A 23836-nucleotide genomic window follows, 5' to 3' on the forward strand; every position below is an offset into this window, starting at 1 on the left:
GCGCAGGCGCCGACGGCCCGGGGCGGTGTCCCGGTCCGGGGAGCAGCCCTCAGGCGCAGCGGGGAAGCGGCGGCAGCGTCGCGGTCCGCGCGAGCTGGATGACGTCCTCCGCCTCCGCCGCCTTCGCCTCACCCTCCGGGTACGCCACCCCCAGCCCTCCGTCCCGGGCCAGCGCGTACCCGTACCGCGGGGTGACCCGTGTGTAGGACCGCGACCGCAGGTCCAGCGCCCACGCCGCCTCCGTCGTACGCCACGTCACCACCTCCCCGGTCACCTGCACCTGGTCGATGCCGCCCAGTTCCGGCTCCGGCACCGCCCCGGCGCCCTCGGCCCGGACCAGCGCCAGCGGCTCCGGCCAGCCCGTCCGCCACACGTACAGCCGCGGCCGGTCCGCGTCGCCGCCCGCCCACGCCCACGTGCGGCCGTCCGACGCCACGTACCTGACGTTGCGCAGGTCCGCGATCGGGCCCGGCAGTTCCGCCCGCCGCAGCGTGTCCGCCGAGACCGCCGCGAGGCGGGTCTCCGGGCGGCCGGCCGGCGACTCGCCCTGGCGCAGCCACACCAGCAGCCCGCCGGCCGCGAACGGCGTCTCCACGACGCCCTCGTACACCGTCCGCCGCTCGCCGCCGCCGCTCAGGTCCCGCGCGTACACCGCCGACCGGCCGCCGCCGGTGCCCTGCGCCCAGAACAGCCGCCCCGAGCGCACCATGGCCTGCACGAACGGGCCCGGCACCGCGCTCTGCCCGTCCGCCGCGGTCCGCGACTCCGCGACCGTCTGCCGCCGCCCGGTGGTCGCGTCCCAGGCGTAGAGCGTCCAGGGGCTCTCCACCTGCCGGCCCTCGACAACGTCGAAAACCAGCCACCGTCCGTCGAAGTCCGCGCTGCCCACCTGGTGTTCCACCGGGTCCGCGAGCCGCATCACCGGCTGCTCCTCGTCCCCCTCGCGCAGCACGACCGATCGCTCCCCGACCGGCCCCGATCCCGGCTCCGGCCCCGAGGACTGCAGCACCGCCCACCCCGCCCCCGGGCCGACCTCCGTGAGCACCGCCCGCTCGCCCTCCGGCACCGGCACCCGTCCGTCCTCCAGGGCGTCCGACCACTCGTCCGGCAGCGCCACCTCGCACGCCCGGTCCCCCACGGGACCTCCGGTCGGCGGCGCCGCGGTGGGAGTGGGCGTGGGCGTACGCGACCCGTCGCCACCGCCTCCCGACGAGCACGCGGGCGTGCCCGCCAGGAGGAGGACCGCGCCCAGCGCGGCGACCGCGCCGCGGGCGCGGAGGCGGGCGGGCCGGGGCTCACCAGACGTACCCACGACCGCCCATGATGGTGGTGAGGGTGTCCGAGGAGATGGTCGCGGTGCGCGGCACGCTGCCGGCCCACGAGATGACGCTCGTCGGCACGCCGCCGACCGGGTCGCGGTACTGCACGGTGCCCGCGCCGTCGTCGCTGTGGCCGTCGACGGACACCCAGTGGAATATCTCCCGGTTCGGGTGGCCGACGAGGTGCGGGCCGCCGACGACCTCCCAGGCGTTGCCCGCGATGGCGTAGTCGTAGGACGTGTTGTGCACGATGTGGTCGCGGAAGTCGGCCTTGTCCGTCGCGCTCGGGGTGTACGGCAGCGCCTTCGGCACGTAGCCCGCGCCGGGAAGGCGGTAGTTGAGCACGTCGGGCATGGGGTAGCCGGTCGGGTCGGGGACGTTCGCGTTGATGCCGTACCAGGCCGTGCCGGAGGTGTTCGTCCGCAGCTCGCTGCCGGCCTGTGTCTGGGACCGGTTGCCGACCTCGTCGCGCGCGGACTGCGTGATCACGAGGGTGGCGGGGCCGCAGTAGAAGGAGTTGATCTGGGACTGCTGCACGGCGCCGGAGGAGACGATCGCCATCGCCCCGGCGTCTTCGCGCGCGGCGGACCGCTGCGCCGCGCCCTTCGCCGCCGCCGACTTCTCGGCGAGCAGCCGCTGCTGCCCGGCCGTCAGCCGCTCGGGGGGCAGGGTGTCGGTGCGCTCCTTGTACGCACCGGCCGCCGCGGCGCCGGCGGCCGGTGCCGGCTCGGCGGCCTGCGCGGGGCCGCCGGTGAGCGCGAGGGCGGCGACGAGCAGCCCGCCCGCTCCGGCTGCGGACACGGCTCGAATGGTGGACATCGCTGTCTCCTGTCGTTCGTGGGGGTGACACGGGGACGGTGATGCCGGCGTCTGCTCCCGCAGGCGGCTCCATTCTGACCGGCGTCGACCACCCACCGGAAGAGGGCATGACAGGACCGCCGCTCAACGGCTGTCGCAGGACGCCCGCCCGCGCCCGCGGCGCGGGCGCCGCCGCGCGAGCCCCACCGGGGCGTCCGCCCCGACACCGCTCCCACCAGCGGTGACGTACTACACACCCTCTCTATACACAGCACGTATACACACCGTGTAGAGTCCTCGGCATGACGATCGGCCATACCCTCCTCGGGCTCCTGGAGTCGGGACCCCGCCACGGCTACGACCTCAAGCGCGCCTTCGACGAGCGCTTCGGTCACGACCGCCCGCTGCACTACGGGCAGGTCTACTCCACGATGTCCCGGCTGCTGAAGAACGGCCTCGTCGAGGTCGACGGCATCGAGCCGGGCGGCGGTCCGGAGCGCAAGCGCTACGCGATCACCGACGCCGGCGTCACCGACGTCGCCGGCTGGCTCGCCACTCCGGAGAAACCCGAGCCCTATCTGCAGTCGACCCTGTACACCAAGGTCGTCCTCGCACTCCTCACCGGCCGCGACGCGGCCGAGCTGCTCGACGTACAGCGCGCGGAACATCTGCGCCTGATGCGCGAGCTGACCCGTCGCAAGAAGGGCGGCGACCTCGCCGACCAGCTCATCTGCGACCACGCCCTGTTCCATCTCGAGGCAGACCTGCGGTGGCTGGAGCTGGCCGCCGCGCGCCTCGGCAAACTCGCCGCGGAGGTACGCGCATGAGCACCACACCCCCCAACGACCCGCTCGCCGCGGACACCGGGCCGGCGCCGATCCTCGCCGCCACCGCCCTGCGCAAGGTCTACGCCGGCACCCCCGCCCTCGACGGCGCCGACTTCGCCATCGCGGCCGGCGAGACCGTCGCCGTCATGGGCCCCTCCGGCTCCGGCAAGTCCACGCTGCTGCACTGCCTCGCCGGCATCGTCCCGGCAGACGAGGGCACCGTGACGTACGCGGGCCGCGACCTCGCCCGCCTCTCCGACGCCGAGCGCAGCGCCCTGCGCCGCCGGGAGTTCGGCTTCGTCTTCCAGTTCGGCCAGCTCGTACCGGAGCTGACCTGCGTGGAGAACGTCGCCCTTCCGCTGCGCCTGACCGGCCTGGGCCGCCGCGACGCCGAACGCGCCGCCCGGCCGTGGCTGGAGCGCCTGGAGGTGGACGACATCGCGCACCAGCGGCCCGGCGAGGTCTCCGGCGGGCAGGGCCAGCGCGTCGCGGTCGCCCGCGCGCTGGCGACGACACCGCGGGTGCTCTTCGCCGACGAGCCGACCGGGGCGCTGGACTCCCTCAACGGCGAGCGCGTCATGGAACTGCTCACCGGCGCCGCGCAGGACAGCGGCGCGGCCGTCGTCCTGGTCACCCACGAGGCGCGCGTCGCGGCGTACGCGGACCGCGAGGTCGTCGTACGCGACGGGCGTACCCGCAGTCTGGAGCCCGCAGGCCGATGAGCGACGAGACCTACGCCCAGAAGGCGACCGGCGCTCGGCCCGCGGGAGCGCCCGACCCCCGGGGCCCGCTGCGCACCTGGGCCGACGACCTGCGCATGGGACTGGCCTTCGCGCTCCGCGGCGGGCGCGAGGGCTGGATGCGCACCGTGCTCACCTCGATCGGCGTCGGCCTGGGGGTGGCGCTGCTGCTGCTCACCACCGCCGTCCCCGGCGCCCTGGCCAACCGCGACGATCGCGAGCTGGCCCGTGGCGAGGTCCACGCCTCCCAGGCCGGGGACGCGGGCTCCACCGTGCTGGTGGGCACCGCCGACACCGAGTACCACGACACCGTGGTCCGCGGCCGGCTGCTGCTCCCCGAGGGCCCCGACGCCCCGCTGCCCCCGGGCCTCGACCGCTTCCCGGAGCCCGGCGAGATGGTCGTCTCCCCCGCGCTCGCCGATCTGCTCCACGACGACGACGGGGACCTGCTGCGCGAGCGCCTGGACTACGGCATCACCGGAACCGTCGCCGACTCCGGGCTGATCGACCCCGGCGAGCTGGCGTACTACGCCGGCAGCGACGACATCGCCGCCGCCGACGCCAACGTCAGCCGCGTCGCCGCCTTCGGCCAGGAGTCGCACGGCGGGTCCATGGATCCGGTGCTGCTGCTGCTCGCGATGATCGTGTTCATCGCACTGCTGATGCCCGTCGCCGTCTTCCTCATCGCGGCCGTACGCTTCGGCGGCGAGCGCCGCGACCGCCGCCTCGCCGCGCTCCGTCTCGTCGGGGCCGACGGCCGCGCCGTGCGCCGGATCGCCGCCGGCGAGGCGCTGGCGGGGGCGCTGCTCGGACTCGCCGTCGGCACGGTGCTGTTCCTGGCCGGCCGGCAGCTCGCGGGCGGCGTGACGGTCTACGACATGAGCGTCTTCGCCGCCGATCTGAACCCCTCGCCCATGCTCGCCCTGCTGATCGCCGTGGCCGTGCCCGCCGCGGCCGTCGGCGTCACGCTGCTCGCGCTGCGCGGCGTCGTCATCGAGCCACTGGGCGTCGTACGGTCGGCGCGGCCGGGCCGGCGGCGCATCTGGTGGCGGCTGCTGCTGCCCGCCGGCGGACTCGGCATGCTCGCGCCGATGATGGGCCGCGGCGACAGCGCCGGTGCGTTCCCGGAGTGGCAGGTCATCGGCGGTACGGTTCTGCTGCTGACCGGCATCACCGCGTTGCTGCCCTGGCTGGTGGAGGCCGTGGTCGCCCGCCTGGGCCGCGGCCCGACGTCCTGGCAACTGGCGGTCCGCCGGCTCCAGCTCAGCAGCGGCACCGCCGCCCGGCTGGTCAACGGCATCGCCGTCGCCGTCGCCGGGGCCATCGCCCTGCAGATGGTCTTCACCGGCGTCGAGGACGACTTCAGCTCGTCGACCGGCCACGACGGCCGCTACCAGATCGGCATCCGCGTGGCCGCCGGCCAGGACCTCGGCATCGGCGACCGGGTCGCCGGGAGCGAAGGGGTCCGCGAGACGGTCAGCCGGATCACCGCCGAGGTGGGCGACACCGCGCGCATTCCCGAGAACTACGCCACGCTGACCGTCGGCTCCTGCGCGGAGCTGCGCGAGATGGCGAAGCTCCCCGACTGCCGCGACGGCGACGTCTTCCGCCTCACCGGCACGTACAGCGACGCCGACAGCAAGCGCCTGATGGCCACCGGCGAACCGCTGTACCTGGACCCGTCGTACAAGGGCCTGCGGGGCGAGGCGATCCCCTGGACCCCGCCGGCCGGCACCCGTCCCGCCAAGGCCCTGCGCGACGCGGACGGCAACCCCTACGGCGGCATCGTCGCCACCCCCGGCGCCGTCCCCGACGTCCACGACTCCGGCGCGTTCACCGCCTGGGTCGACGTGCGGCTCGACCCGGCCGTGCCGGACGCGGCCGAGCGCGTACGCAACGAGGTCGCCGCCGTCGACCCGCTGGTGTCCGTCCACACCCTGAACAACGAGATCGTCTCGGAGGACTTCGCCGGCATCCGCACCGGTCTCGCGGTGGGCGCCGCGTGCGTGCTGGTGCTGATCGGCAGCAGCCTGCTCGTCGGCCAGCTCGAACAACTGCGGGAGCGGCGCAAGCTGCTGTCGTCCCTGGTCGCCTTCGGCACCCGGCGCTCCACGCTCAGCCTGTCCGTGCTCTGGCAGACCGCGATCCCGGTGGCGCTGGGCATGACCCTGTCGACCGGGTTCGGGCTCGCGCTGGGCACGGTACTGATGCGCATGACGGCCACGCCCGTCGCCGTCGACTGGGCCTCGGTGCTGACGATGGCGGGGGCGGGCACCGGGGTGGTGGCCGCGGTCACGGCGCTGAGCATGCCGCTGCTGATCCGGCTGATGCGCCCGGACGGACTGCGCACCGAGTAGCGGGCCCGGGACCGGCCGGGGGCGCGTCCGGGAGGGGCGCGCCGGGCCGGTCCCGGACGAGCCGCAAGGCGCGGGACGTGCGGTTCTGTAAGGTCGGGCGCGTGGCACTCGACGCGCTCCAGTCGGCCCTTCCCGGCTACGCCGGGGACCTGCGCCGCAACCTCGCCTCGGTCGTCGACGACGGCCGCCTGCCGGAGGGGCAGTTGTGGGGCGCCCTGCTCGCCTGCGCCATCGCCGTACGCTCCCCCGCCGTGCTGCGCGCGGTGGCGCCGGAGGCGCGGGAACGCCTGTCGGCCGAGGCGTACGACGCCGCCCGGGCGGCCGCCGCGGCGATGGCGGCGAACAACGTCTTCTTCCGCGCCCGGCATCTGCTCTCCGACCCCGGGTACGGGCATCTGCGCACCGGGCTGCGGACGAACGTGCTGGGGGCCCGGGGCGTACCGAAGGCGGACTACGAGCTGTGGTGCGTCGCCGTGTCCGCCGTGGGCGGCTGCGGGGCATGCCTGGACGAGCACGAGCGCGCGCTGCGGCGGACCGGCGCGGACCGGGAGACGGTGCAGGAGGCGCTGAAGGTCGCCGCGGTCGTCCAGGCCGCGGGCACGGTCCTGGACGCGGAGGCGGCGCTCGGCGGCGGCTGAGCGCGGGCGGGCGCCGCCGGGTGTCTTGTACGCGCGCCGTTGCGCCGGGCCCCTGGCGTCGTCAGCCCTTCGTGTCGCCGCCCTCGGCCTCCGGCCCGCCGCCCGCCCCCGTCCCCTGTGCCTCCGCGTCCGTGCCCGGCGCGGGGGTGTCCGTCGGGGCGGCCGGTGAGACTTCGAGCGCCGTCGCCCCGTGCGGCGGCGGTCCCGGATCGGTCATGTGCTCGCGGTGGTACGCCTTGAGATACCCGACGGCCGTGTTGAGGACCGCGATGAGCGGCACCGCCACCACCGCGCCCGGGATGCCCGCGACGAGCGTGCCGATGGCCACCGAGAGGACCACCGCCAGCGGGTGCACCCGCACCATACGGCCGAGGATGAACGGCTGCAGGATGTGCCCCTCGATCTGCTGCACCAGCAGCACCACGCCGAGCACCAGCAGGGCCGTGATCATTCCGTTCGTCACGAACGCCACGACCACCGCGAGCGCGCCGGAGACCAGCGCACCGACGAGTGGCACGAACGCGAAGAGGAAGATCAGCACGGCCAGCGGCACGGCCATGGGCACGTCCAGGATGAAGATGCCGACGCCGATGAACACCGCGTCGATGAGCGCCACCAGCACCGTGCCGCGCACGTAACCGGTGAGCGTGGCCCACACCTTCGGGCCCGCGCCCGCCACGGCGTCGCGGGCGTCGGCGGGCACGAAGTTCAGGCACCACCGCCAGATGCGCTCGCCGTCGTAGAGCAGGAAGATGGTGACGAAGGCGGCGATGGCGGCGCCGGAGAAGAACTCCAGCACGTACGAGACGCCTTCGAGGCCGGCCGAGGTGACCTCGCTGGAGTTCTCGCCCAGCCAGTCGCTTATCTCGTTGCCGATGTTGTTGATCTGCTTTTCCTGCACGTGGAACGGCCCGTCGATGAGCCATTCCTGCGCGTCGTCGATGCCCTGCTGGATGCGGTCGGTCAGATCGTCGATGTTCTCCATGATCTGCCAGACCACGAACCAGCCGATGAGGCCGATCGCGACGAAGCCGCCGACGAACGTGGTGGCGGTGGCGAGCCCCTGGCTGAAGCCCCAGCGGCGCAACCGCGCGACCGTCGGCTGCAGCAGCGCGGTGACCAGCAGGCCGACGGCGAAGGCGATGACGACGAGGCTGACGACGCTGATGACCTGCATCAGTACATAGATGAGACCGGCGAGGACCAGCAGCCGCCAGCCGACCTCGGCCGCGACCCGCACCCCCCACGGCACCACGCTGGCCGGTGCCGGCCGCGGCGGCGGTCCCGGGGGCCGGGCGGCGGCGGCCGACTCGGGCGCGTCCCCGGCCGCGGGCCGTCCGGACCCGGACTTCGCCGCGGCGGCAGCGGCGGCGGCCCGGCGCCGCTCCGCCATCCGGCTGGCCCGCTCGCCCACCCCGCCGAGCCAGTCCGTCATCTTCGACATATTGGTCCTCACGCCGCCTACGGTCCCGTCGCAGTACCGTCCGTCACCCGCACGACCGTACACGGCCCATACCTGCGGGGGTGGTCTGCTTCGGTCACGTAGGACGTTCCGGACGCGGGTGCCGGTTCCTCGCGCATGCGAAACGCCCCCGGCGGCGAGCCGGGGGCGTCTCACGCATGAGCGGGGCGGGTGGTGCGCCGTGGTTCAGTACCAGCCGTTGGCCTGCCAGAACTCCCAGCCGCCGCAAGGGCTGCCGTAGCGGTCGTTCATGTAGTTCAGGCCCCACTCGATCTGGGTGGCCGGGTTGGTCTGCCAGTCGGCGCCGGCCGAGGCCATCTTCTCGCCGGGCAGCGCCTGCATCAGCCCGTACGCACCGGAGCTGGGGTTGGTGGCGGTGTAGTCCCAGCCCGACTCGTGGTCGACGATGTTGCTGAAGCACTGGTACTGGTCGGCCGGCACCATCTGCCGGGCCATGGCCTGTACATCGGCGACGGAGTAGGACGACTGCGGGGCGAAGTCGCTCCCGTCGGCGGACGCGGCGGCCGAGCGGCTGGCGGCCTCCGCGGCCTCCCGCTCCTTCTCCGCGGCCTCCTCGGCAGCCTTACGCTCCGCGGCCTCCTTCTTCTCCTCCGCGGCCTGGGCGGCGGACTTGCGCGCCGCCTCCTCGGCCGCCTTGCGGGCGTCCGTGTGTGCGGCGTCCGCCTGGGCGTCCGCCTGCTCCGTGAGGGAGGCGGTCTGCACCTGGGCCGTGGCGCCAGCGGGTACGTCGGCGAGGAGTGTCGCGTCGGCGGCGGTCGCCTCGACATTGCCCGTCGAGTCGTCGCCCTTCTCCGCGCCCGTGGCCACGCCGACGACAGCGCCGACAGAGGTGACCGCGGTGGCGGAAGCCACGGCGAAACCCCGGACCGAAATCCGGCTCACACAAAGTCCTTCCAGCATCGCCCGCTTCGGTGACCTCGCGGACGCGTCCCTGCCCCTGACACTGGCCCCCCCTTGTTCCGGACCGCCGACTGCGGCGGACCGACTGGTCACGGGAGGCGCGGGCCCGGCAGCCCCCGCGTCCGCGGGGGCCGGTACTGCGCTCGGGCGGCGTACGGCGGCTCTGTTCAGTTGAGTCGTGCTGCACCGGGGTCGGTGCGGGGCCGTACGCAGGGCCTGACGAGTCCCAGACTCTGCCGGAGACGGACACCCGGACGCAATTCCCCGTCCAGTGGGAAAGCTCACACCACGTTTGCCCCTCGGCGTCGACGGAAACCCGTGCGTAGCACTGGGCGCAACAGCTAAGCTGCTGCGCCCAGTTCATACGACAGGGAAGAAGCACAGGGAGCAGTATCCCGCTATACCCGGCCCTCTTCCAGCATTTCGGTCACCAGCGCGGCGATCGGCGACCGCTCGGAGCGGTTGAGCGTCACATGGGCGAAGAGCGGGTGCCCCTTCAGCTTTTCGACGACGGCCACCACACCGTCGTACCGGCCGACGCGCAGATTGTCCCGCTGTGCCACGTCATGGGTGAGGACGACGCGGGAGTTCGTCCCGATCCGCGAGAGCACCGTCAGCAGGACGTTCCGCTCCAGCGACTGCGCCTCGTCGACGATCACGAACGCGTCGTGCAGCGAGCGGCCCCGGATGTGGGTCAGCGGCAGCACTTCGAGCATGCCGCGCGCGATGACCTCCTCGATCACCTCGCGCGAGGTGACCGCGGACAGGGTGTCGAAGACGGCCTGCGCCCACGGGCTCATCTTCTCGGCCTCGGTACCCGGCAGATAGCCGAGCTCCTGGCCGCCGACGGCGTACAGCGGGCGGAAGACCATCACCTTCTGGTGCTGCCGCCGCTCCAGCACCGACTCCAGGCCCGCGCAGAGCGCCAGCGCGGACTTGCCCGTACCGGCGCGTCCGCCCATCGAGACGATACCGACGGACTCGTCCACCAGCAGGTCCAGCGCGATCCGCTGCTCGGCGCTGCGGCCGTGGATCCCGAAGACCTCCCGGTCGCCGCGCACCAGCCGGATCCGCCCGTCCGGGGTGACCCGGCCCAGGGCCCGGCCGCGCTCGGACTGCAGCACGAGACCGGTGTGCACCGGCAGCTCGTCCGCCTCCGGCACCGAGACGACCTCCGCCGCGAAGAGTTCGTCGATCTGCTCGCCGGTGAGCATCAGCTCGGACATCCCGGTCCAGCCGGAGTCCGTGATGGCCAGCTCCGCGCGGTACTCCTCCGCGGCCAGACCCACGGACGACGCCTTGATGCGCAGTGGCAGGTCCTTGGAGACGACGGTGACGTCCTGCCCCTCGGCCTGGAGATTGCGCGCGACGGCCAGGATGCGGGAGTCGTTGTCCCCCAGGCGGAAACCGGCGGGGAGCACCCCGATGTCGGTGTGGTTCAGCTCCACGCGCAGGGTGCCGCCGATGTCCCCCATCGGGATCGGCGCGTCGAGCCGGCCGTGCTTGACCCGGTACTCGTCGAGCTGGCGGAGGGCCTGGCGGGCGAAGTAGCCCAGCTCCGGATGATGCCGCTTGGCTTCGAGCTCGGTGACCACCACGACGGGCAGCACCACCTCGTGCTCGTCGAACCGCGCGATGGCCATGGGGTCGGCCAGCAGGACGCTCGTGTCGAGGACGTAGGTGCGCCGGTCAGGCTTCTTGCTGTTCACCACGGATGGACGAACCCCCTCGGATGAGGTCGGCACGCGACGGAGTCGCGGGCATCGGGCCGGGCGTCCGGCCCCGTGCGGCCACGCGGGCGCGCAGGACCGGACCCCGGCCCTCCGCTCCGTCCGTACGTGCGATGGTGCGCTCCGCACGGACCTCGTGATGCGGCACGTGGTGCAAAGGGCCTCCCGGGCGGGCGGTGCGGTGGACCGCCCGCTAGCACGGATATTCCCTCGCGGACCCCGGGGCATGCAATGCCTGTGACCGACGGGCCGAAACGGGGGTTACCTGGTAGAGGGGGCCAAAAGGTGCGCCTGGGAGGTTTCAGCCGCCGAAGCGGCGGTGGCGTGCCGCGTAGTCGCGCAGGGCGCGCAGGAAGTCGACGCGGCGGAACGCGGGCCAGAACACCTCGCAGAAGTAGTACTCGGAGTGCGCCGACTGCCACAGCATGAACCCGGACAGCCGTTGTTCGCCGCTGGTGCGGATCACCAGGTCGGGGTCGGGCTGGCCGCGGGTGTAGAGGTGCTGCGCGATGTGCTCCACCTCGACGGTCTCGGCCACGTCGGCGAGCGTACGGCCCTGGTCGGCGGCGTCGGCGAGCATGGAGCGGACGGCGTCGGCGATCTCCTGCCGGCCGCCGTAGGCGACGGCGACGTTGACCAGGACGGTGCCGCCGCCGGGCCCCGTGACCACGTCGCGGGTGGCCTCCTCGGCCTCTTTGAGGATGCGCTGGGTCTGCATGGGCAGCAGGTCGAGGTTGCCGACGTGGTGCACCCGCGCACCCCCGCGCACGGCGACGCCCGCGACGGCCTCCTCGATGATGGCGAGCAGCGGGTTCAGTTCGGGCTCCGGCCGGTCCAGGTTGTCGGTGGACAGCAGCCAGAGCGTGAGCACCTCGACGTCGGTCTCGCGGCACCAGCGGATCAGCTCGTGGATCTTCTCGGCGCCGGCCCGGTGGCCCTGCGTGGTCGTACCGCCCGCGGCGCGGGCCCAGCGACGGTTGCCGTCGAGGATGACACCGATGTGCTTCGGCACCCGGTCGGAGTCGAGACGGCGCTCGAGGCGCTTCTCGTATACGCGATACACGATGCCGCGCCAGGTCATCCCGCGTTCAGCCCTTCCGTCGCACGTTCGGAGTACCCCCCGGAAGGCGCCACAGTACTGCCGGTTATGCCACAGTCCTGTCACAGGGGCGCACCGGGTTCGTGATAGGCAGGTTTTGTGAACAGTCTTTTGCCTTATCTGCCAGCAGACACCCGCTACGACGCGATGACCTACCGCCGGACGGGTCGCAGCGGCCTGAAGCTCCCGGAGATCTCCCTCGGTCTCTGGCACAACTTCGGCGACGACCGCTCCCTGGAGTCCCAGCGCGCGATCCTGCGGCGCGCCTTCGACCTCGGGGTGACCCACTTCGACCTGGCGAACAACTACGGCCCGCCGCCCGGCTCCGCGGAGGAGAACTTCGGCCGGATCTTCGCCGCCGACTTCCGCCCGTACCGCGACGAACTGGTGCTGTCCACCAAGGCGGGCTACCTGATGCAGCCGGGGCCGTACGGCGAGTGGGGCTCGCGCAAGTACCTGCTGTCGTCGCTGGACGCGTCGCTCGGCCGCATGGGCGTGGAGTACGTCGACATCTTCTACTCCCACCGCTTCGACCCGGACACCCCGCTGGAGGAGACGATGGGCGCGCTGGCGTCCGCGGTGCAGCAGGGCAAGGCGCTGTACGTCGGCGTCTCCTCGTACACCGCGGAGCAGACGCGCGAAGCCGCCCGGCTGCTGCGGGAGATGGGCGTACGGCCGCTCATCCACCAGCCCTCGTACTCGATGATCAACCGGTGGACCGAGGACGACGGACTCCTCGACACCCTGGAGGCGGAGGGCATGGGCTGCATCTCCTTCGCGCCGCTGGCGCAGGGGATGCTGACCGACAAGTACCTCGACGGCATCCCGGAGGGTTCGCGGGCGGCGCAGAACAAGTCGCTGGATCCGAAGCTGCTGACGGACGAGGTCGTACGGCGGCTGCGCGGGCTGAACGAGATCGCGCGCGGGCGCGGGCAGTCGCTGGCGCAGCTTGCGCTCGGCTGGGTGCTGCGGGATCCGCGGATGACCTCGGCGCTCATCGGGGCGTCGAGCGTGGCGCAGTTGGAGGCGAACGTCGCGGCCCTGGGCGCGCCGGAGCTGACGGCGGCGGAGCTGGCGGAGATCGACCGGTTCGCGAAGTCGACGAGCGGCGTGAACATCTGGGCCGGACGCGGCTGAGAGCCGGCGGCCCGGAAGGTCCCGTACCGGAGAAAGGGAACGGGCCGGTCCGTGGGGGGGATACGGACCGGCCCGAGGGGGGGAGTTCCACCATAACCCAGGGTGAGGGGTGCTCAGTACCGGAACGGACGGGTCACCTCGAAAAGTGCTCGCCCGGTGACACTCCGTATACGAACTCCGCTGCGATCAGGTCACTCGCACGGGCCGGTTCGCAGCTCACGGGAGGGGTTCAGGGGGCGTGCGGGGCGTACGGGCCGACCTGTGCCCGCGCCGTTCAGCCGGCCGCCAGTCCGCCGACGACGAGCCCCGCGAAGGCCCCGACGATCATGAACGGACCGAAGGCGATGCCCGTCTTCCGGCCGACCCGGCGGGCCGCGAGCATGGTGATCGCGTACCCCGCGCCCAGCAGCAGACCGGCGAACGAGCCGGTGAACAGGACGTCCCAGCCGTACCAGCCGAGGGCGACGCCCAGCACGAGGGCCAGCTTCACGTCCCCGAAGCCCATGCCGGCGGGGTTGAGGAAGAAGAGCAGGAAGTAGATCGCCCCCAGCGCGACGCCGCCCAGGAGGGCGCGTGTCCACGATCCCGCGCCCCCTATGAGCGCCGCACCCCCCAGCAGAACGACGGCCGCCCCCGCGAGCGGCAGCGTCAGGACGTCCGGAAGCCGCCGCACCGCCCGGTCGACGGCGAAGAGCAGCACCCCGAACGGCGCCAGCAGCAGCCAGACCGCCAACTCCGGCTCGGAGCCCGTGGCGGCGGCGAGCGCGGCGCAGGCGGCTGCGGTCGCGGTGGCCGGGAGCCAGACACGCAGACCGTACGGGCTCCCCCCGCACTCCTTGCACGTCGCGGGGCCGGCCCAGCCCGGGAGCACGTGGTCCCGCGGGCAGCGCTCGCGCCACGGCTCGTCGGCGGCCACGGAGAGCCGGTAGGCGGCCCGGGGCAGCAGGGCCCCGGCGGCGGCGCCGTAGCCGGTGGCGAGGACGACGAGGAGGACGGCGAGCACGGGGTGAGCCTAACGGCGGCCGGGCCGGCGCGGCAGGGCCGGGGCCGGCGGCGGTGCCGCGGCGGTACGGTGGCGGGCCGGGGGCCCGGGGACCGCCCGGAGTCCGGCTCCGGGCCCGTAGCGCCTGCACGGGGAGAGGCCCGCCATGCCCACCTGGCCCGACGGACCGGCCACGCTCACCGTCGGCGACGCGGACCCGCTGCCGCTGGAGATCGCGTCCTCCTTCGCCCGCCGCAGCCGCGGCCTGCTCGGCCGTGACGGCCTGGCCGGCGCCCTCCTCCTCACCCCCGCCCAGGGGGTGCACACCCTCGGCATGCGCTTCGCCATCGACGTCGCGTACCTCGACCGCCGGCTGACGGTCCTGGCCGTACGCACCATGCGCCCCGGCCGCCTCGGCCGCCCCCGGCTGCGGGCGAGGCACGTCCTGGAGGCGGAGGCGGGCGCGTTCGCCGGCTGGGGTGTACGGCCCGGGGTGCGCCTCGGCGTCGGCCCCGCCCGCGCGGGGGCGGACTGACCGGGCGGCGGAAGCGTCGGTGCCCCTCGCTACGATCGAAAACGACCGCTCTCGCGGCCGGCACCGCCCGGACCGCGGCGCGGACGACGTACGACGCACAGGGGGCACCACCGTGGGGATATTCGGGCGCAAGCCGCGCCGCGACGGACGGGACACCACGCGCGACCCCTCGTTCGAGTTCTTCTCCGAGGACGAGGGCGCCCGCTTCCGCGCCGGGGTCCACGCGGCCTTCGCCGAGCAGGGGCTGGAGGTGACGGTCGGCGCGGAGGCGGTGACCGACAGCGCGGGCCGGCAGTTCGGCCTGAGCAACCTGGCGGCGGTCTGCCACAACGACGCCCGCGGCCCGCGGGTCTGGCCCGAGCTGACCCGCCGCCACATCGGCATCATGCTGCGGGCCATGGACGGCCCCTCGGTGCTGGACACCATGCCGGCGGAGAAGTTCCGCGCCCAGCTCTACCCGCGGCTGCTGCCCGACGAGATGACCGCCTCGGACGGCTTCGACTACGCGCGCCCGCTCGCCGAAGGGCTGCGCGAGGTGCTCGCGCTGGACCTCCCGGAGAGCGTCATGGTCCTCCCCCGCTCCTCGCTGGAGCCCTTCGGCGACGTCGCCGTGCTGCGCGCACGGGCGCTGGAGAATCTGCGCGGGCTCCCCGTCGAGTCGCACGAGACGATCGAGCAGGAGGAGGGCGCCCGCATCGACGTGGTGATGGGCGAGTCGATGTTCACGGCGAGCCTGGTGCTGACCCTGGACGAGCTGGTGCCCCGGATCACCGGCCGCGGCCTGAGCACGGACGGCGCGCTCGTGGCGGTGCCGTTCCGGCACCAGCTCGCGTTCCACGCGATCCGCGACCGGCATGTCATAGCCGGCCTCCACACCCTCGCTCAGTTCGCCGCGGCGGGCTTCGAGGAGGGCGTGGGGCGGATCACACCGGACGTCTACTGGTGGCGGGCCGGTTCGCTGACGCGGCTCAGCACGATGGACGAGGGCGGCATCAAGGTCACGGTGGACGGGCAGTTCCAGGCCGTGCTGGAGCGGCTCATCGAGGGCTGAGCCCACCGCCCCGCGGGCGCCCGCAAGTTACCCGGCGGCGGCCCGGCGGCAGACTCCCCGTGAGGTACCCCGGGGCCTCCTGGTACGCCCCTGCCCGCCCGTCCTACGGTGGAGGGCGAAGAGCCGGCGGAAGACGGCGGCAGGGAACCGAGGAAAGCAGCCATGGGCGACTGGTGGTCCATCGAGGTGGGCGACGCCCACTCCTCCGCACTGCGGTGGAAGGACGCGTACGAGTACGCGCTCGTCGAGTCGGCGATCAGCAACCGGGCGACGACGTGGCAGTGGCACGTCCACTCCCGCGGCATCGTCTTCGAGATCGCGTTCCGGGAGGAGAGCGACGGGGAGACCTGGCACCGGCTGCCCGGCGTACGGGCTGCCCTGGACGCCGTACCGGACCCGGCCGCGGGACTGCTCATCCGCCGCGGCCCGGTCGGCACCTTCTGCTGCCGCGGGCCCCGGCGACCGCGCCCCGTCCCGTCCACCGCCGCGGAAGTCGCCGGAGGGCCGGGAGGCAGGCGGCCGTGAGGCGGTCACCGCCGCCACGCACTCCGGCGCCCGGGGCGCGGCCCCGATGCCCCCGCCCCGTGCGGGCTTGAGGGCGGGGGCGCGGGCCGGCGGCACCCCCGGGGGAGGGTTCCGCTCCGGCCCGCCCACAGAGTCGGCGTGACGGCACGGCGGCGGCAAGATGTTTCCGGCAGAGCCGAAACACGGGGGCGGGCGGCGCGGGTCGGGGCACGCGGAGAAACGGCCGGACCCGCGGACGACCGACGGGCGGTGCGGACGCGGCGCACCACGCGGGAACGAAGGGGAACGCGCGCGAACGAGCGGGAACGCGCGGGAACGAGAGGAAACGCGCGGAAGCGACGGAAACCGAGGGGTCGGCGGGAACTATGTGCCGTGCCGTGTCGTCATTCGTTTCGAGGTCTTGTGCCCGCAATGGGCGGCCTTGGGCGCGTCGTAGCCCGGCGCGCGGTACGTGACCGTACGGCGGGGAGACCGATGAGCACCGAGCACGGCGTTGACGGCCTGGCATGGCGAAGGAGCAGCTACAGCCGCGGGGCCGGGGCCAAGTGCGTCGAGGTCGCCGCCGGGGCCGGGGCGGTGCACGTACGGGACTCCAAGACGCCGGACGGGCCCGTGCTGACGTTCACGCCGGAGGCATGGGGGGCGTTCACGGTCTACGCGACCCGTACGCCGGGGACGGTGCGGAAGTTCTGAGCGGTCCGCTCAGCGGCTCCGGTCTCCCCGGGCCGGGCAGTGGCCGCCTCGCCCCCGCTCCCGTTCCCGGGAGAAGCCGGGGGAGCCTTGAGGGCGGATCTCGTCGCCGTCACGGTCGTTGACGACGACGACGGGCAGCTTCTCGACGCAGTCGGCGAGGAGCCGACGCAGGTGCGCCAGTTCGATGCCGACGGCGATGCGGCGGCCGGGGGCGTCGTCGGCGAGGTCGGTGGAGATGACCGTACGCACCGGGGCGCCGCCTTCCCACTCGGTCTCGACGCCGGTGACGTGCGCGGCGAACTCGGCGGGCGTGCCGGTCGACGCGCCGGCGGACGGCCCCAGGGCGGGATGGGACGCGGAGTCGTCGGGCAGCCCCCGTAACACCCCGTCAGCAAGCCACAGCACGCCGCCCAGCACGACCACGACACCGGCCACGACACCGGCCACCCGCAGCACCCGCCCCACGAAGGCCACGCGGTCCTCGCCCCCTCCCGGCACGCAGGCCCACCGAGGCGAGCATACCGGGCACGACGGACATCCGGGTCACTGTCCCCGGGGGAAACTCACCTCGACCCGCCGGTTCTGCTTCCGGCCCTCCTCGGTGGAGTTGTCGGCGATGGGGTAGTCCTCGCTGTAACCGCGGACGACGTAGGTGATGTCGGCGGCCTGCAGGGTGTTGGTCAGCTCCTGGTGCACGGCGTTGGCGCGGTTCTTGGAGAGGGTGACGCCGTGCTCGTACGACCCGAGGTCGTCGGTGAAGCCGAAGACGCGGACCGTGTCGGGGTCGTTCTGCTCGATCTCGTCGGCGATGGCGGCGATCCGGGACCGGGCCTGGCCGGTGAGCCGGGCGCTGTCCTTGGGGAAGAGCACCTCCGCCTGCAGGGCGATGGTGATGGTCGAGTTGGAGTCGGACCGCCGCTCCTCACCGCCCTCGGTCTCGACGACGGAGACGATGTCCAGCACCTTCGGCTCGGCGAGGGTGGCACCGTCCTCGAGCTGGAGATCGGGATCGTTGGCGTCGGTCTCGACGGGGGGCGGCGCAGAGGTGCTGGTCCCGGGCGGGGAGGACGGCACGGGAACGTCGTCCTGCGCGGGCAGCGCCTGCGCGACACCGGGCGTGGCGGCGAGGAACGAGGCGAGGGCGAGCGCTACGGCAGTGCGGGAGGGCATCGCGGTGCTCACCTCATTCGGAGATCTCTAGGGTGGCGGGCGGGAACGTGGGGAGCTGGAACTCGACTTCGGCGGTCTCGTCCGGCGGAGCGGGGAACTGGATGTAGATGGTCAGGCTCTCGCCGGCATCGAGGCTCGCGATGCCCGACGTGCACAGGCAGCGCATCTCGGTGTCCCGCAGGGCGTAATAGCGCTTCTTGCCGTCCGGGTCCACGAACGTCGCGCCCATGAGCGATGACTTGTCCGCCCCCTGCTCCCGGCCGGACCAGTCCTGGATGTGCAGGAAGTCCTCGGAGCCGGTGTTCTCCAACTCGCCGTTGAGTGTGACGAATCCGCCCCCGTCCCGCTTCAGCTCCAGCACCCGGAGGACGATGCCCTCTTTGTTCCTCACCTCGGCGATCGGCTCCGACGGGACCTCATCATCGCCGTCCTGCTGCCCCTCGCCCTTGGAGTCGGAGTCCCCGCCGCCGGACGTCTCGGAGGTGCCGGACGACTTCGCGTCGCCGTCGCCGTCGTCGCCCCCGCCGCAGCCCGCGGCGGTGAGCGCCAGGGTGGCGGCCAGTGCCACGGCGGCGGCGCCCCTGCGCGCCCTGCTCGTGCCCCTCATGCTCATTGCCAACTTCCTTCGCAGTTCAGTCGACGAGACGGACGGAGAAGAGATCGTCGGAGTCGGGAAGGAGGTCGATGTCGTCGGGGTCAAGGGACCAGTCGCCGCCGTCGCAGTCGAGTTCGAGCGGCGGTTTGTCCCGGTCCTCGTCGCGGCCGTCGCCGTCGTCCTCTCCCCCGCCGTCGCCCTCTCCCCCGGAATCGTCGGGCTCCTGCACCTCGCAGCGGGATTCGAGGACCGCCGTGGCGGTCGCCTCCGAGCGTTTGCTCTCCGTTCCCGGTACGAGCGTGTCGCCCACGGCCTCCCGGTTGCGTACCGTCACGGTGAAACCGTCGTCCGGGTCGTACACGCGGTCGCACGCCGTCGTATCGGCGTCGTTCTTGGCGGCGAAGTCCTGCGCCGCGGCGCAGGCCGACCCGTAGTCGAAGCCCTCGCCGCCGATGACGTCGTCCCACGACCCCGGGTCGAGAATCGTGTCGAGCAGCCCGTCCGACAACTGCTCTCGCGCGTCGTGGGCGGCGGCAAGCGCAGCGGCGTCGGCCGCCCCCTGGGCATCGTTCCGGTTCGCCGCGGCCTGGCCGACGGCGAAGTAGGCGACGGCGAGGAACAACAGGCCCGCGATCGCGGTGATATAGAGCGGGAACGCCTGACCGGAGTCATCGCTCAGCCGATCTTTCCGATCTGGTCCTGGATCTTCCCGAGGATCAACTCCCCCAGCCCCGACTGGATCAGCACCAGCACGATCACCACCGCCACCGCGATGATCCCCAAATACTCCACCGCTGTCTGCCCCCGATCGCGCTCGCGTCCGCGGCGCAGCCGCTGAGTCGCGGCCAGGGACCTCAGCAGCACGTCGTTGGGTTTCCACATGCGGTCTACCTCCGGAGTCGGACAACGCGGCCGTTGCCGTCGGTCCGTAAAGCCAATTGTGTTCGGTAACAGCGGACTTGGCGTCAGGAACGGCCATTTTCCGTCCTCCCCCTCGCCGCCCGCCTTACACCTGCGGCGGCGGCGCCGCACCGCGTCCACGTGCGCAGCGTAACCGGTCGCTCGCCGACTGTCCCACACCCGCCGCATACGTGCGAAGAGGGCGGAGCGGATTGCGCCGGGATGTCCGCTTGCCGGGCGGTGTCGGGCGGTCCGGGTACCGTCGGCGCATGACGAGACTTGCCACCGTGTTCATCCCCCAGTTCCCTCCCGAGCAGCTTCGCCCCGTGGCCCGGGCCGCCGACGAGGCCGGGATCGACGAGTTGTGGGTGTGGGAGGACTGCTTCTACGAGAGCGGGGTCGCCACCGCCGCCGCCGTGCTCGCCTGGACCGAGCGGGTGCACGTCGCCATCGGGATCCTGCCCGTGCCGCTGCGGAACGTCGCGCTGGTCGCCATGGAGGCCGCCACCTTGCACCGGCTGTTCCCCGGACGGGTGACGCTCGGGGTGGGGCACGGGGTGCAGTCGTGGATGGGGCAGGTCGGGGCGCGGGCCGCCTCGCCGCTGACGTTGCTGCGGGAGCATCTGACCGCGCTGCGCGCGCTGCTGGCCGGGGAGGAGGTCACCGTCGACGGGCGGTACGTCAAGCTCGACGGTGTCGGGCTGGCCTGGCCGCCGGCCGGGGCGCCGCCGGTGTTCTCCGGGGGAACGGGGCCGAAGACGCTGCGGCTCACCGGGGAGTCGGCCGACGGGACGATCCTTGCCGGGGGTGCCTCGCCCGAGGTGGTGGAGGAGGCCGCCGGGGCGGTACGGGCCGGGCGGGAGGCCGCCGGGCGGGACGGGGAGCATCCGCTCGTGGCCTCGATCCTCGTCGCCACCGGACCCGGCGCCGAGCGCCGGCTCGCCGACGACGCCCGCCGGATGGGCTGGGATCCCGCCGCGGAGGCCCATGTCGCCGGTGACGCGGCGGCGGTCGCGGCGGCGGTGGACCGCTGGGCGGCGGCGGGGGCGACGACGGTGGTGCTGCAGCCGACCGCCGACGAACCGGATCCGGTGGCCTTCGTGCGGTGGGTGGCGGAGGAGGTGCGTCCGCTGGTGTCGTAGCGCTGCGGCGGTGCCCGGCACGTGTCCGCTACTCCGTCAGCACGCCGAACTCCGAGCCCGACCCCAGATACACCGCCGTCACCAGCAGGATGATCGTCGCCGGCACCATCAGGCTCGTGATCAGCAGGGTCGCCTTCGGGATCGCCCGGGAAGCGCGGCGGCGCGCGTTCTGGGCGTCGGTGCGCCGCTGGTCCGTGGCGATCTGTATCAGCGTCTCCACGATCGGCGCGCCCAGGTCCTCGCCCTGCTGGAGCGCGGTGACGAACTGGGCGACCTGCTCGGAGTCGTTGCGGCGGCGCAGTTCTTCGAACGCCTGGCGCCGGGAGACGCCCATGTCCATCTGGCGCAGGGTGATGCGCAGTTCGTCCGCCCAGGGGCCCGTATAGCGTTCGCTGACGCGGTCCAGCGCCTGGCGGAAGCCGAGTCCCGCGCTGACGACCACGGCCAGGACGTCGAGGAAGTCGGGCAGCGTGCGTTCGATGACGTCGCGCCGTTTCCGTACGGCCGCCCAGATGCCGACCTCCGCCCAGCCGTAGCCGAAGGCCGCCAGCACCAGCGCGCCGACCCACTGGCCGGAGGAGAGAAGGGTGAGGGCGCCGCCGTAGCCGATGGCGGCGTAGACGGCGCGGCGGGCGGCGTAGCGGTCGATCGTCAGGCCGCCGGGGTTGCCCGCGCGGTCTATCTTGCGGCGCTTGTTCTCCACCGCGCGCCGGCCCATCAGCTTCAGCACCAGCGGCGCGAACCGCATCCCGAGCCGGTCGATGAGCGAGCCGACGGCGGTGGTGCGGGTGGCGCCGACCTCCAGGGCCACCTGGAGGTCGCTGGGGAGCTTGACCTCGGCGCGGTAGATGCGGATGCCGCTGAGGACGCCGAAGACGGCGAGGCCGGCGGCGGCGGCGAGGAGCAGGCCCTGGGTTCCGTGGTCCATGTGCGTCCGGCCCTCTCAGACGTCGATCTTCGCGAGCCGGCGGATGAGCAGGATGGCCAGCGCGTACAGCCCGACGGCCGTCAGCACCGCGCCCTGGCCGAGCGGCGAGGAGCCCATGCGCTCGATGGAGCCGGGCATCACCTGGTCGGTGAGCAGCAGGGTGCCGACGCCCATGACGGGCACGGTGTACGCGGTGAGGGTGACCTGGGAGAGCTGGGTACGCACCTCGCGGCGGGTCTCCTTGCGGTCGTTGAGGGTGCCGGTGAGGTTCCGCAGGGAGGCGACGACCTGGCCGCCGGCCTTGTTGGAGAGCACCAGCGTGGAGACGAGCACGGAGAGCTCGCGCGAGGGCAGTCGCTCGGCGAGGTCGCCGAGGGCGTCGTCGAGCGGTACGCCCACGGCGAGCTGGTCGGTGACCTTGGTCAGCTCCTCGCCGGCCGGGGCCTCCAGTTCTTCGGCGGCGAGGCCGAGCGCGGTGCGCAGGGCGAGGCCGGCCTGGGTGGCGTTGGCGAGGATGCGGGAGAGGTCGGGCAGTTGGTTGATGAACGCCTCGATGCGCTTCTGCCGCTGCCAGTTGAGGTAGGCGTGCGCGCACCACAGCCCGATGAGCCCGGCGATCGGGCCGAAGAACGCCGCGAACAGGGCGTCGGCGAGGAGCCAGAGCACGGCGACGCCGGAGAGCACGTACACCGAGAACTCGCCGGGGCTGACGTCCAGTCCCGTCGTGGCGATGCGCCGCTCCAGATAGCGGCCGATCCGTGTGGGCCGCACCCGCCGGTCGACCTCGGCGAAGCGGCGGCCGGGCCGCCGGTCGCCGGCGTCGGAGAGCCGGTCGAGCAGTTCGGCGCGGCGGGCGCGGCCGGAGGCGTAGACGGCGACGCCGCACACGGCGAGCGCGCCGGCGAGCAGCGACAGGCCGACGACGAGCGCGAGAAGCTGCTGACGGTCCATCACCTCGCCTCCCGGGTCTGCAGGTGCCGGTCCGAGGGCGCCACCCCGAACGCCGGCGGTACCGGCTCGCCCGCGTAGAAGAGGCGGTCGCCGGTGCGGCGTGGCAGTGGTGAGAACTCGAACTGGCCCCGTACGATCCGGTCCGAGCCGATCGGCAGGGCGCGGAAGCGGCAGACGGACACCAGTTGGTAGACCTCCCGGCCGCGGGACGACAGCATCACGATCTCGTCGATCTTGCGGGTGCCGTCGGTGTGCCGCGCGAGCTGCACGATCACGTCGACGGCCGAGTTGATCTGGTCGCGCAGCGCCTCGAACGGCACCTCGACGTCGGACATCGACGCCAGCGTCTGCAGCCTCATCAGCGCGTCCTCCGCGGAGTTGGCGTGCACGGTGGCCAGCGACCCGTCGTGGCCGGTGGACATGGCCTGGAGCATGTCCAGCGTCTCGCCGCCGCGCACCTCGCCGACGATGATGCGGTCGGGGCGCATGCGCAGCGAGTTGCGTACGAGGTCGCGGATGGTGATCCGGCCCTTGCCCTCGACGTTCGGCGGGCGCGACTCCAGCCGGATCACGTGCGACTGCTGCAACTGCAGCTCGGCGGCGTCCTCGACGGTGATGATCCGCTCGTGCTCGGGGATGAGCCCGGACAGCGAGTTCAGCAGGGTCGTCTTCCCGGCGCCGGTGGCGCCGGAGACGATGACGTTGAACTTCGCCCGGACCAGGCCGGAGAGCAGGAGCAGCATGTGCTCGTCGAGGGTGCCGAGGCCGATGAGTTCGGCCAGGGTGTACGAGCGCGGGAAGCGGCGGATCGTCAGCGTCGGCCCGGTCAGCGACAGCGGCGGGATGATGACGTTGACCCGCTCGCCGGTGGGCAGCCGGGCGTCGACCATGGGGGTCGACTCGTCCACGCGGCGGTTGACGGTGGAGACGATGCGTTCGATGGTCTGCATCAGCTGGTCGTCGGAGGCGAACCGCAGCGGCAGTTGCTCGACCCGGCCGGCGCGCTCGACGTAGATCCGGTCGGGTCCGTTGACCATGATCTCGGTGACGCTCGGGTCCTCCAGCAGCGGCTCCAGGATGCCGAGCCCCAGCGCCTCGTCCACCACGCGGCGGATGAGCTGCGAGCGCTCCGCGGTGGAGAGGACCGGGCCCTCGCGGCTGAGGATGTGGCCGAGCACCCGCTCCAGCCGTGCGCGCCGCTCGGCGGGTGACAGCGCCGACATCTCGGCGAGGTCGATCTCCTCCAGCAGCTTGGCGCGGTAGGTGGGGACGAGGGTCTCGCCGTGGCCCTCCGTGGTGTGGTCGGGGGTGGTGATACGGGCTCGCAGGCTCATCG

The 23836-nt window shown here is 73.1% G+C and carries 25 protein-coding genes; 10 read left to right on the forward strand and 15 right to left on the reverse strand.

What is annotated here, in order from left to right; all coding sequences use genetic code 11:
• Positions 1-49 precede the first annotated feature (49 nt).
• The gene (locus I003_RS0110960; RefSeq protein ID WP_027771565.1) at positions 50-1312 is read right to left on the reverse strand and encodes a hypothetical protein; all 1263 of its coding nucleotides are present in this window, start codon (positions 1310-1312) and stop codon (positions 50-52) included.
• Complete coding sequence (locus I003_RS0110965; RefSeq protein ID WP_486584179.1) at positions 1296-2138, reverse strand: hypothetical protein; 843 nt, start codon at positions 2136-2138, stop codon at positions 1296-1298. Before I003_RS0110965 ends, I003_RS0110960 begins: the two co-directional genes overlap by 17 nt.
• A gap of 281 nt (positions 2139-2419) precedes the next feature.
• Here I003_RS0110965 and I003_RS0110970 point away from each other — a divergent pair, with 281 nt between their 5' ends.
• The 4 genes from I003_RS0110970 (at position 2420) to ahpD (ending at position 6679) form a co-directional block, all read left to right on the forward strand.
• Positions 2420-2944: a PadR family transcriptional regulator gene (locus I003_RS0110970; protein ID WP_027771567.1), complete on the forward strand. Its 525-nt coding sequence runs from the start codon at positions 2420-2422 to the stop codon at positions 2942-2944.
• Positions 2941-3666 carry an ABC transporter ATP-binding protein gene (locus I003_RS0110975; protein ID WP_051368186.1) on the forward strand — a complete coding sequence of 242 codons (726 nt, stop codon included), beginning with the start codon at positions 2941-2943 and terminating at the stop codon, positions 3664-3666. The genes I003_RS0110970 and I003_RS0110975 overlap by 4 nt, the downstream gene beginning before the upstream one ends.
• The gene (locus I003_RS0110980; RefSeq protein ID WP_037720619.1) at positions 3663-6041 is read left to right on the forward strand and encodes an FtsX-like permease family protein; all 2379 of its coding nucleotides are present in this window, start codon (positions 3663-3665) and stop codon (positions 6039-6041) included. Before I003_RS0110975 ends, I003_RS0110980 begins: the two co-directional genes overlap by 4 nt.
• Positions 6042-6142: 101 nt before the next feature.
• Positions 6143-6679 (forward strand): alkylhydroperoxidase, AhpD family, encoded by a 537-nt coding sequence (gene ahpD, locus I003_RS0110985; RefSeq protein ID WP_027771570.1) that lies wholly within the window; start codon positions 6143-6145, stop codon positions 6677-6679.
• Between the two features lie 61 nt (positions 6680-6740).
• On the opposite strand, the gene I003_RS0110990 is transcribed toward ahpD, so the two are convergent.
• The 4 genes from I003_RS0110990 to I003_RS0111005 form a co-directional block, all read right to left on the reverse strand.
• Positions 6741-8123, reverse strand: a complete 1383-nt coding sequence (locus tag I003_RS0110990) for an AI-2E family transporter (RefSeq protein ID WP_027771571.1) — start codon at positions 8121-8123, stop codon at positions 6741-6743.
• Positions 8124-8327: 204 nt separating this feature from the next.
• On the reverse strand, positions 8328-9044 hold the full coding sequence (locus tag I003_RS0110995) for an aggregation-promoting factor C-terminal-like domain-containing protein (RefSeq protein WP_027771572.1): 717 nt from the start codon (positions 9042-9044) through the stop codon (positions 8328-8330).
• A gap of 416 nt (positions 9045-9460) precedes the next feature.
• On the reverse strand, positions 9461-10774 hold the full coding sequence (phoH2, locus tag I003_RS0111000) for an RNA 5'-3' helicase PhoH2 (protein WP_027771573.1): 1314 nt from the start codon (positions 10772-10774) through the stop codon (positions 9461-9463).
• Between the two features lie 319 nt (positions 10775-11093).
• The gene (locus I003_RS0111005; RefSeq protein WP_027771574.1) at positions 11094-11873 is read right to left on the reverse strand and encodes an isoprenyl transferase; all 780 of its coding nucleotides are present in this window, start codon (positions 11871-11873) and stop codon (positions 11094-11096) included.
• Between the two features lie 117 nt (positions 11874-11990).
• On the opposite strand from I003_RS0111005, the gene mgrA reads away from it, so the two are divergent.
• Positions 11991-13028 carry an L-glyceraldehyde 3-phosphate reductase gene (gene mgrA, locus I003_RS0111010; RefSeq protein WP_078563919.1) on the forward strand — a complete coding sequence of 346 codons (1038 nt, stop codon included), beginning with the start codon at positions 11991-11993 and terminating at the stop codon, positions 13026-13028.
• Positions 13029-13302: 274 nt separating this feature from the next.
• Here mgrA and I003_RS0111015 read toward each other — a convergent pair whose 3' ends face one another.
• Positions 13303-14031, reverse strand: a complete 729-nt coding sequence (locus I003_RS0111015; protein ID WP_027771576.1) for a prepilin peptidase — start codon at positions 14029-14031, stop codon at positions 13303-13305.
• 145 nt (positions 14032-14176) lie between these two features.
• Here I003_RS0111015 and I003_RS0111020 point away from each other — a divergent pair, with 145 nt between their 5' ends.
• The 4 genes from I003_RS0111020 to I003_RS34185 all read left to right on the forward strand — a co-directional run bounded on the left by I003_RS0111020 (position 14177) and on the right by I003_RS34185 (position 16814).
• A complete protein-coding gene (locus I003_RS0111020) occupies positions 14177-14545 on the forward strand; it encodes a DUF192 domain-containing protein (RefSeq protein WP_027771577.1) in 369 nt (122 codons plus the stop codon).
• A 112-nt stretch (positions 14546-14657) separates the two neighbouring features.
• The gene (locus I003_RS0111025; RefSeq protein ID WP_027771578.1) at positions 14658-15596 is read left to right on the forward strand and encodes a hypothetical protein; all 939 of its coding nucleotides are present in this window, start codon (positions 14658-14660) and stop codon (positions 15594-15596) included.
• Between the two features lie 162 nt (positions 15597-15758).
• Positions 15759-16121, forward strand: coding sequence for a hypothetical protein (locus I003_RS31950; protein WP_486584180.1), 363 nt, complete (start codon positions 15759-15761; stop codon positions 16119-16121).
• A 474-nt stretch (positions 16122-16595) separates the two neighbouring features.
• A complete protein-coding gene (locus I003_RS34185; RefSeq protein ID WP_027771579.1) occupies positions 16596-16814 on the forward strand; it encodes a DUF397 domain-containing protein in 219 nt (72 codons plus the stop codon).
• A gap of 9 nt (positions 16815-16823) precedes the next feature.
• Here the strand turns inward: I003_RS34185 and I003_RS0111040 are convergent, their stop codons facing one another.
• The 5 genes from I003_RS0111040 to I003_RS0111060 form a co-directional block, all read right to left on the reverse strand.
• Positions 16824-17288, reverse strand: coding sequence for a hypothetical protein (locus I003_RS0111040; protein ID WP_027771580.1), 465 nt, complete (start codon positions 17286-17288; stop codon positions 16824-16826).
• 69 nt (positions 17289-17357) lie between these two features.
• Entirely contained in the window at positions 17358-17984 is a 627-nt protein-coding gene (locus I003_RS0111045) for an OmpA family protein (protein WP_027771581.1), read from the reverse strand.
• 13 nt (positions 17985-17997) lie between these two features.
• Entirely contained in the window at positions 17998-18597 is a 600-nt protein-coding gene (locus tag I003_RS0111050) for a hypothetical protein (RefSeq protein ID WP_027771582.1), read from the reverse strand.
• Positions 18598-18616: 19 nt separating this feature from the next.
• The gene (locus I003_RS0111055) at positions 18617-19258 is read right to left on the reverse strand and encodes a pilus assembly protein TadG-related protein (RefSeq protein ID WP_027771583.1); all 642 of its coding nucleotides are present in this window, start codon (positions 19256-19258) and stop codon (positions 18617-18619) included.
• Positions 19255-19461 carry a hypothetical protein gene (locus I003_RS0111060; protein ID WP_027754509.1) on the reverse strand — a complete coding sequence of 69 codons (207 nt, stop codon included), beginning with the start codon at positions 19459-19461 and terminating at the stop codon, positions 19255-19257. The genes I003_RS0111055 and I003_RS0111060 overlap by 4 nt, the downstream gene beginning before the upstream one ends.
• A gap of 287 nt (positions 19462-19748) precedes the next feature.
• Here I003_RS0111060 and I003_RS0111065 point away from each other — a divergent pair, with 287 nt between their 5' ends.
• A complete protein-coding gene (locus I003_RS0111065; RefSeq protein ID WP_027771584.1) occupies positions 19749-20621 on the forward strand; it encodes an LLM class flavin-dependent oxidoreductase in 873 nt (290 codons plus the stop codon).
• Positions 20622-20649: 28 nt separating this feature from the next.
• On the opposite strand, the gene I003_RS0111070 is transcribed toward I003_RS0111065, so the two are convergent.
• Genes I003_RS0111070 through I003_RS0111080 form a run of 3 tightly spaced genes read right to left on the reverse strand, consistent with a single transcriptional unit; the run spans position 20650 to position 23834 of the window.
• Positions 20650-21549 carry a type II secretion system F family protein gene (locus I003_RS0111070; RefSeq protein WP_027771585.1) on the reverse strand — a complete coding sequence of 300 codons (900 nt, stop codon included), beginning with the start codon at positions 21547-21549 and terminating at the stop codon, positions 20650-20652.
• Positions 21550-21564: 15 nt separating this feature from the next.
• Entirely contained in the window at positions 21565-22500 is a 936-nt protein-coding gene (locus I003_RS0111075; protein ID WP_027771586.1) for a type II secretion system F family protein, read from the reverse strand.
• On the reverse strand, positions 22500-23834 hold the full coding sequence (locus I003_RS0111080) for a TadA family conjugal transfer-associated ATPase (protein ID WP_027771587.1): 1335 nt from the start codon (positions 23832-23834) through the stop codon (positions 22500-22502). Before I003_RS0111080 ends, I003_RS0111075 begins: the two co-directional genes overlap by 1 nt.
• Positions 23835-23836: the final 2 nt, after the last annotated feature.

It is taken from the genome of Streptomyces sp. CNQ329, from assembly GCF_000482585.1.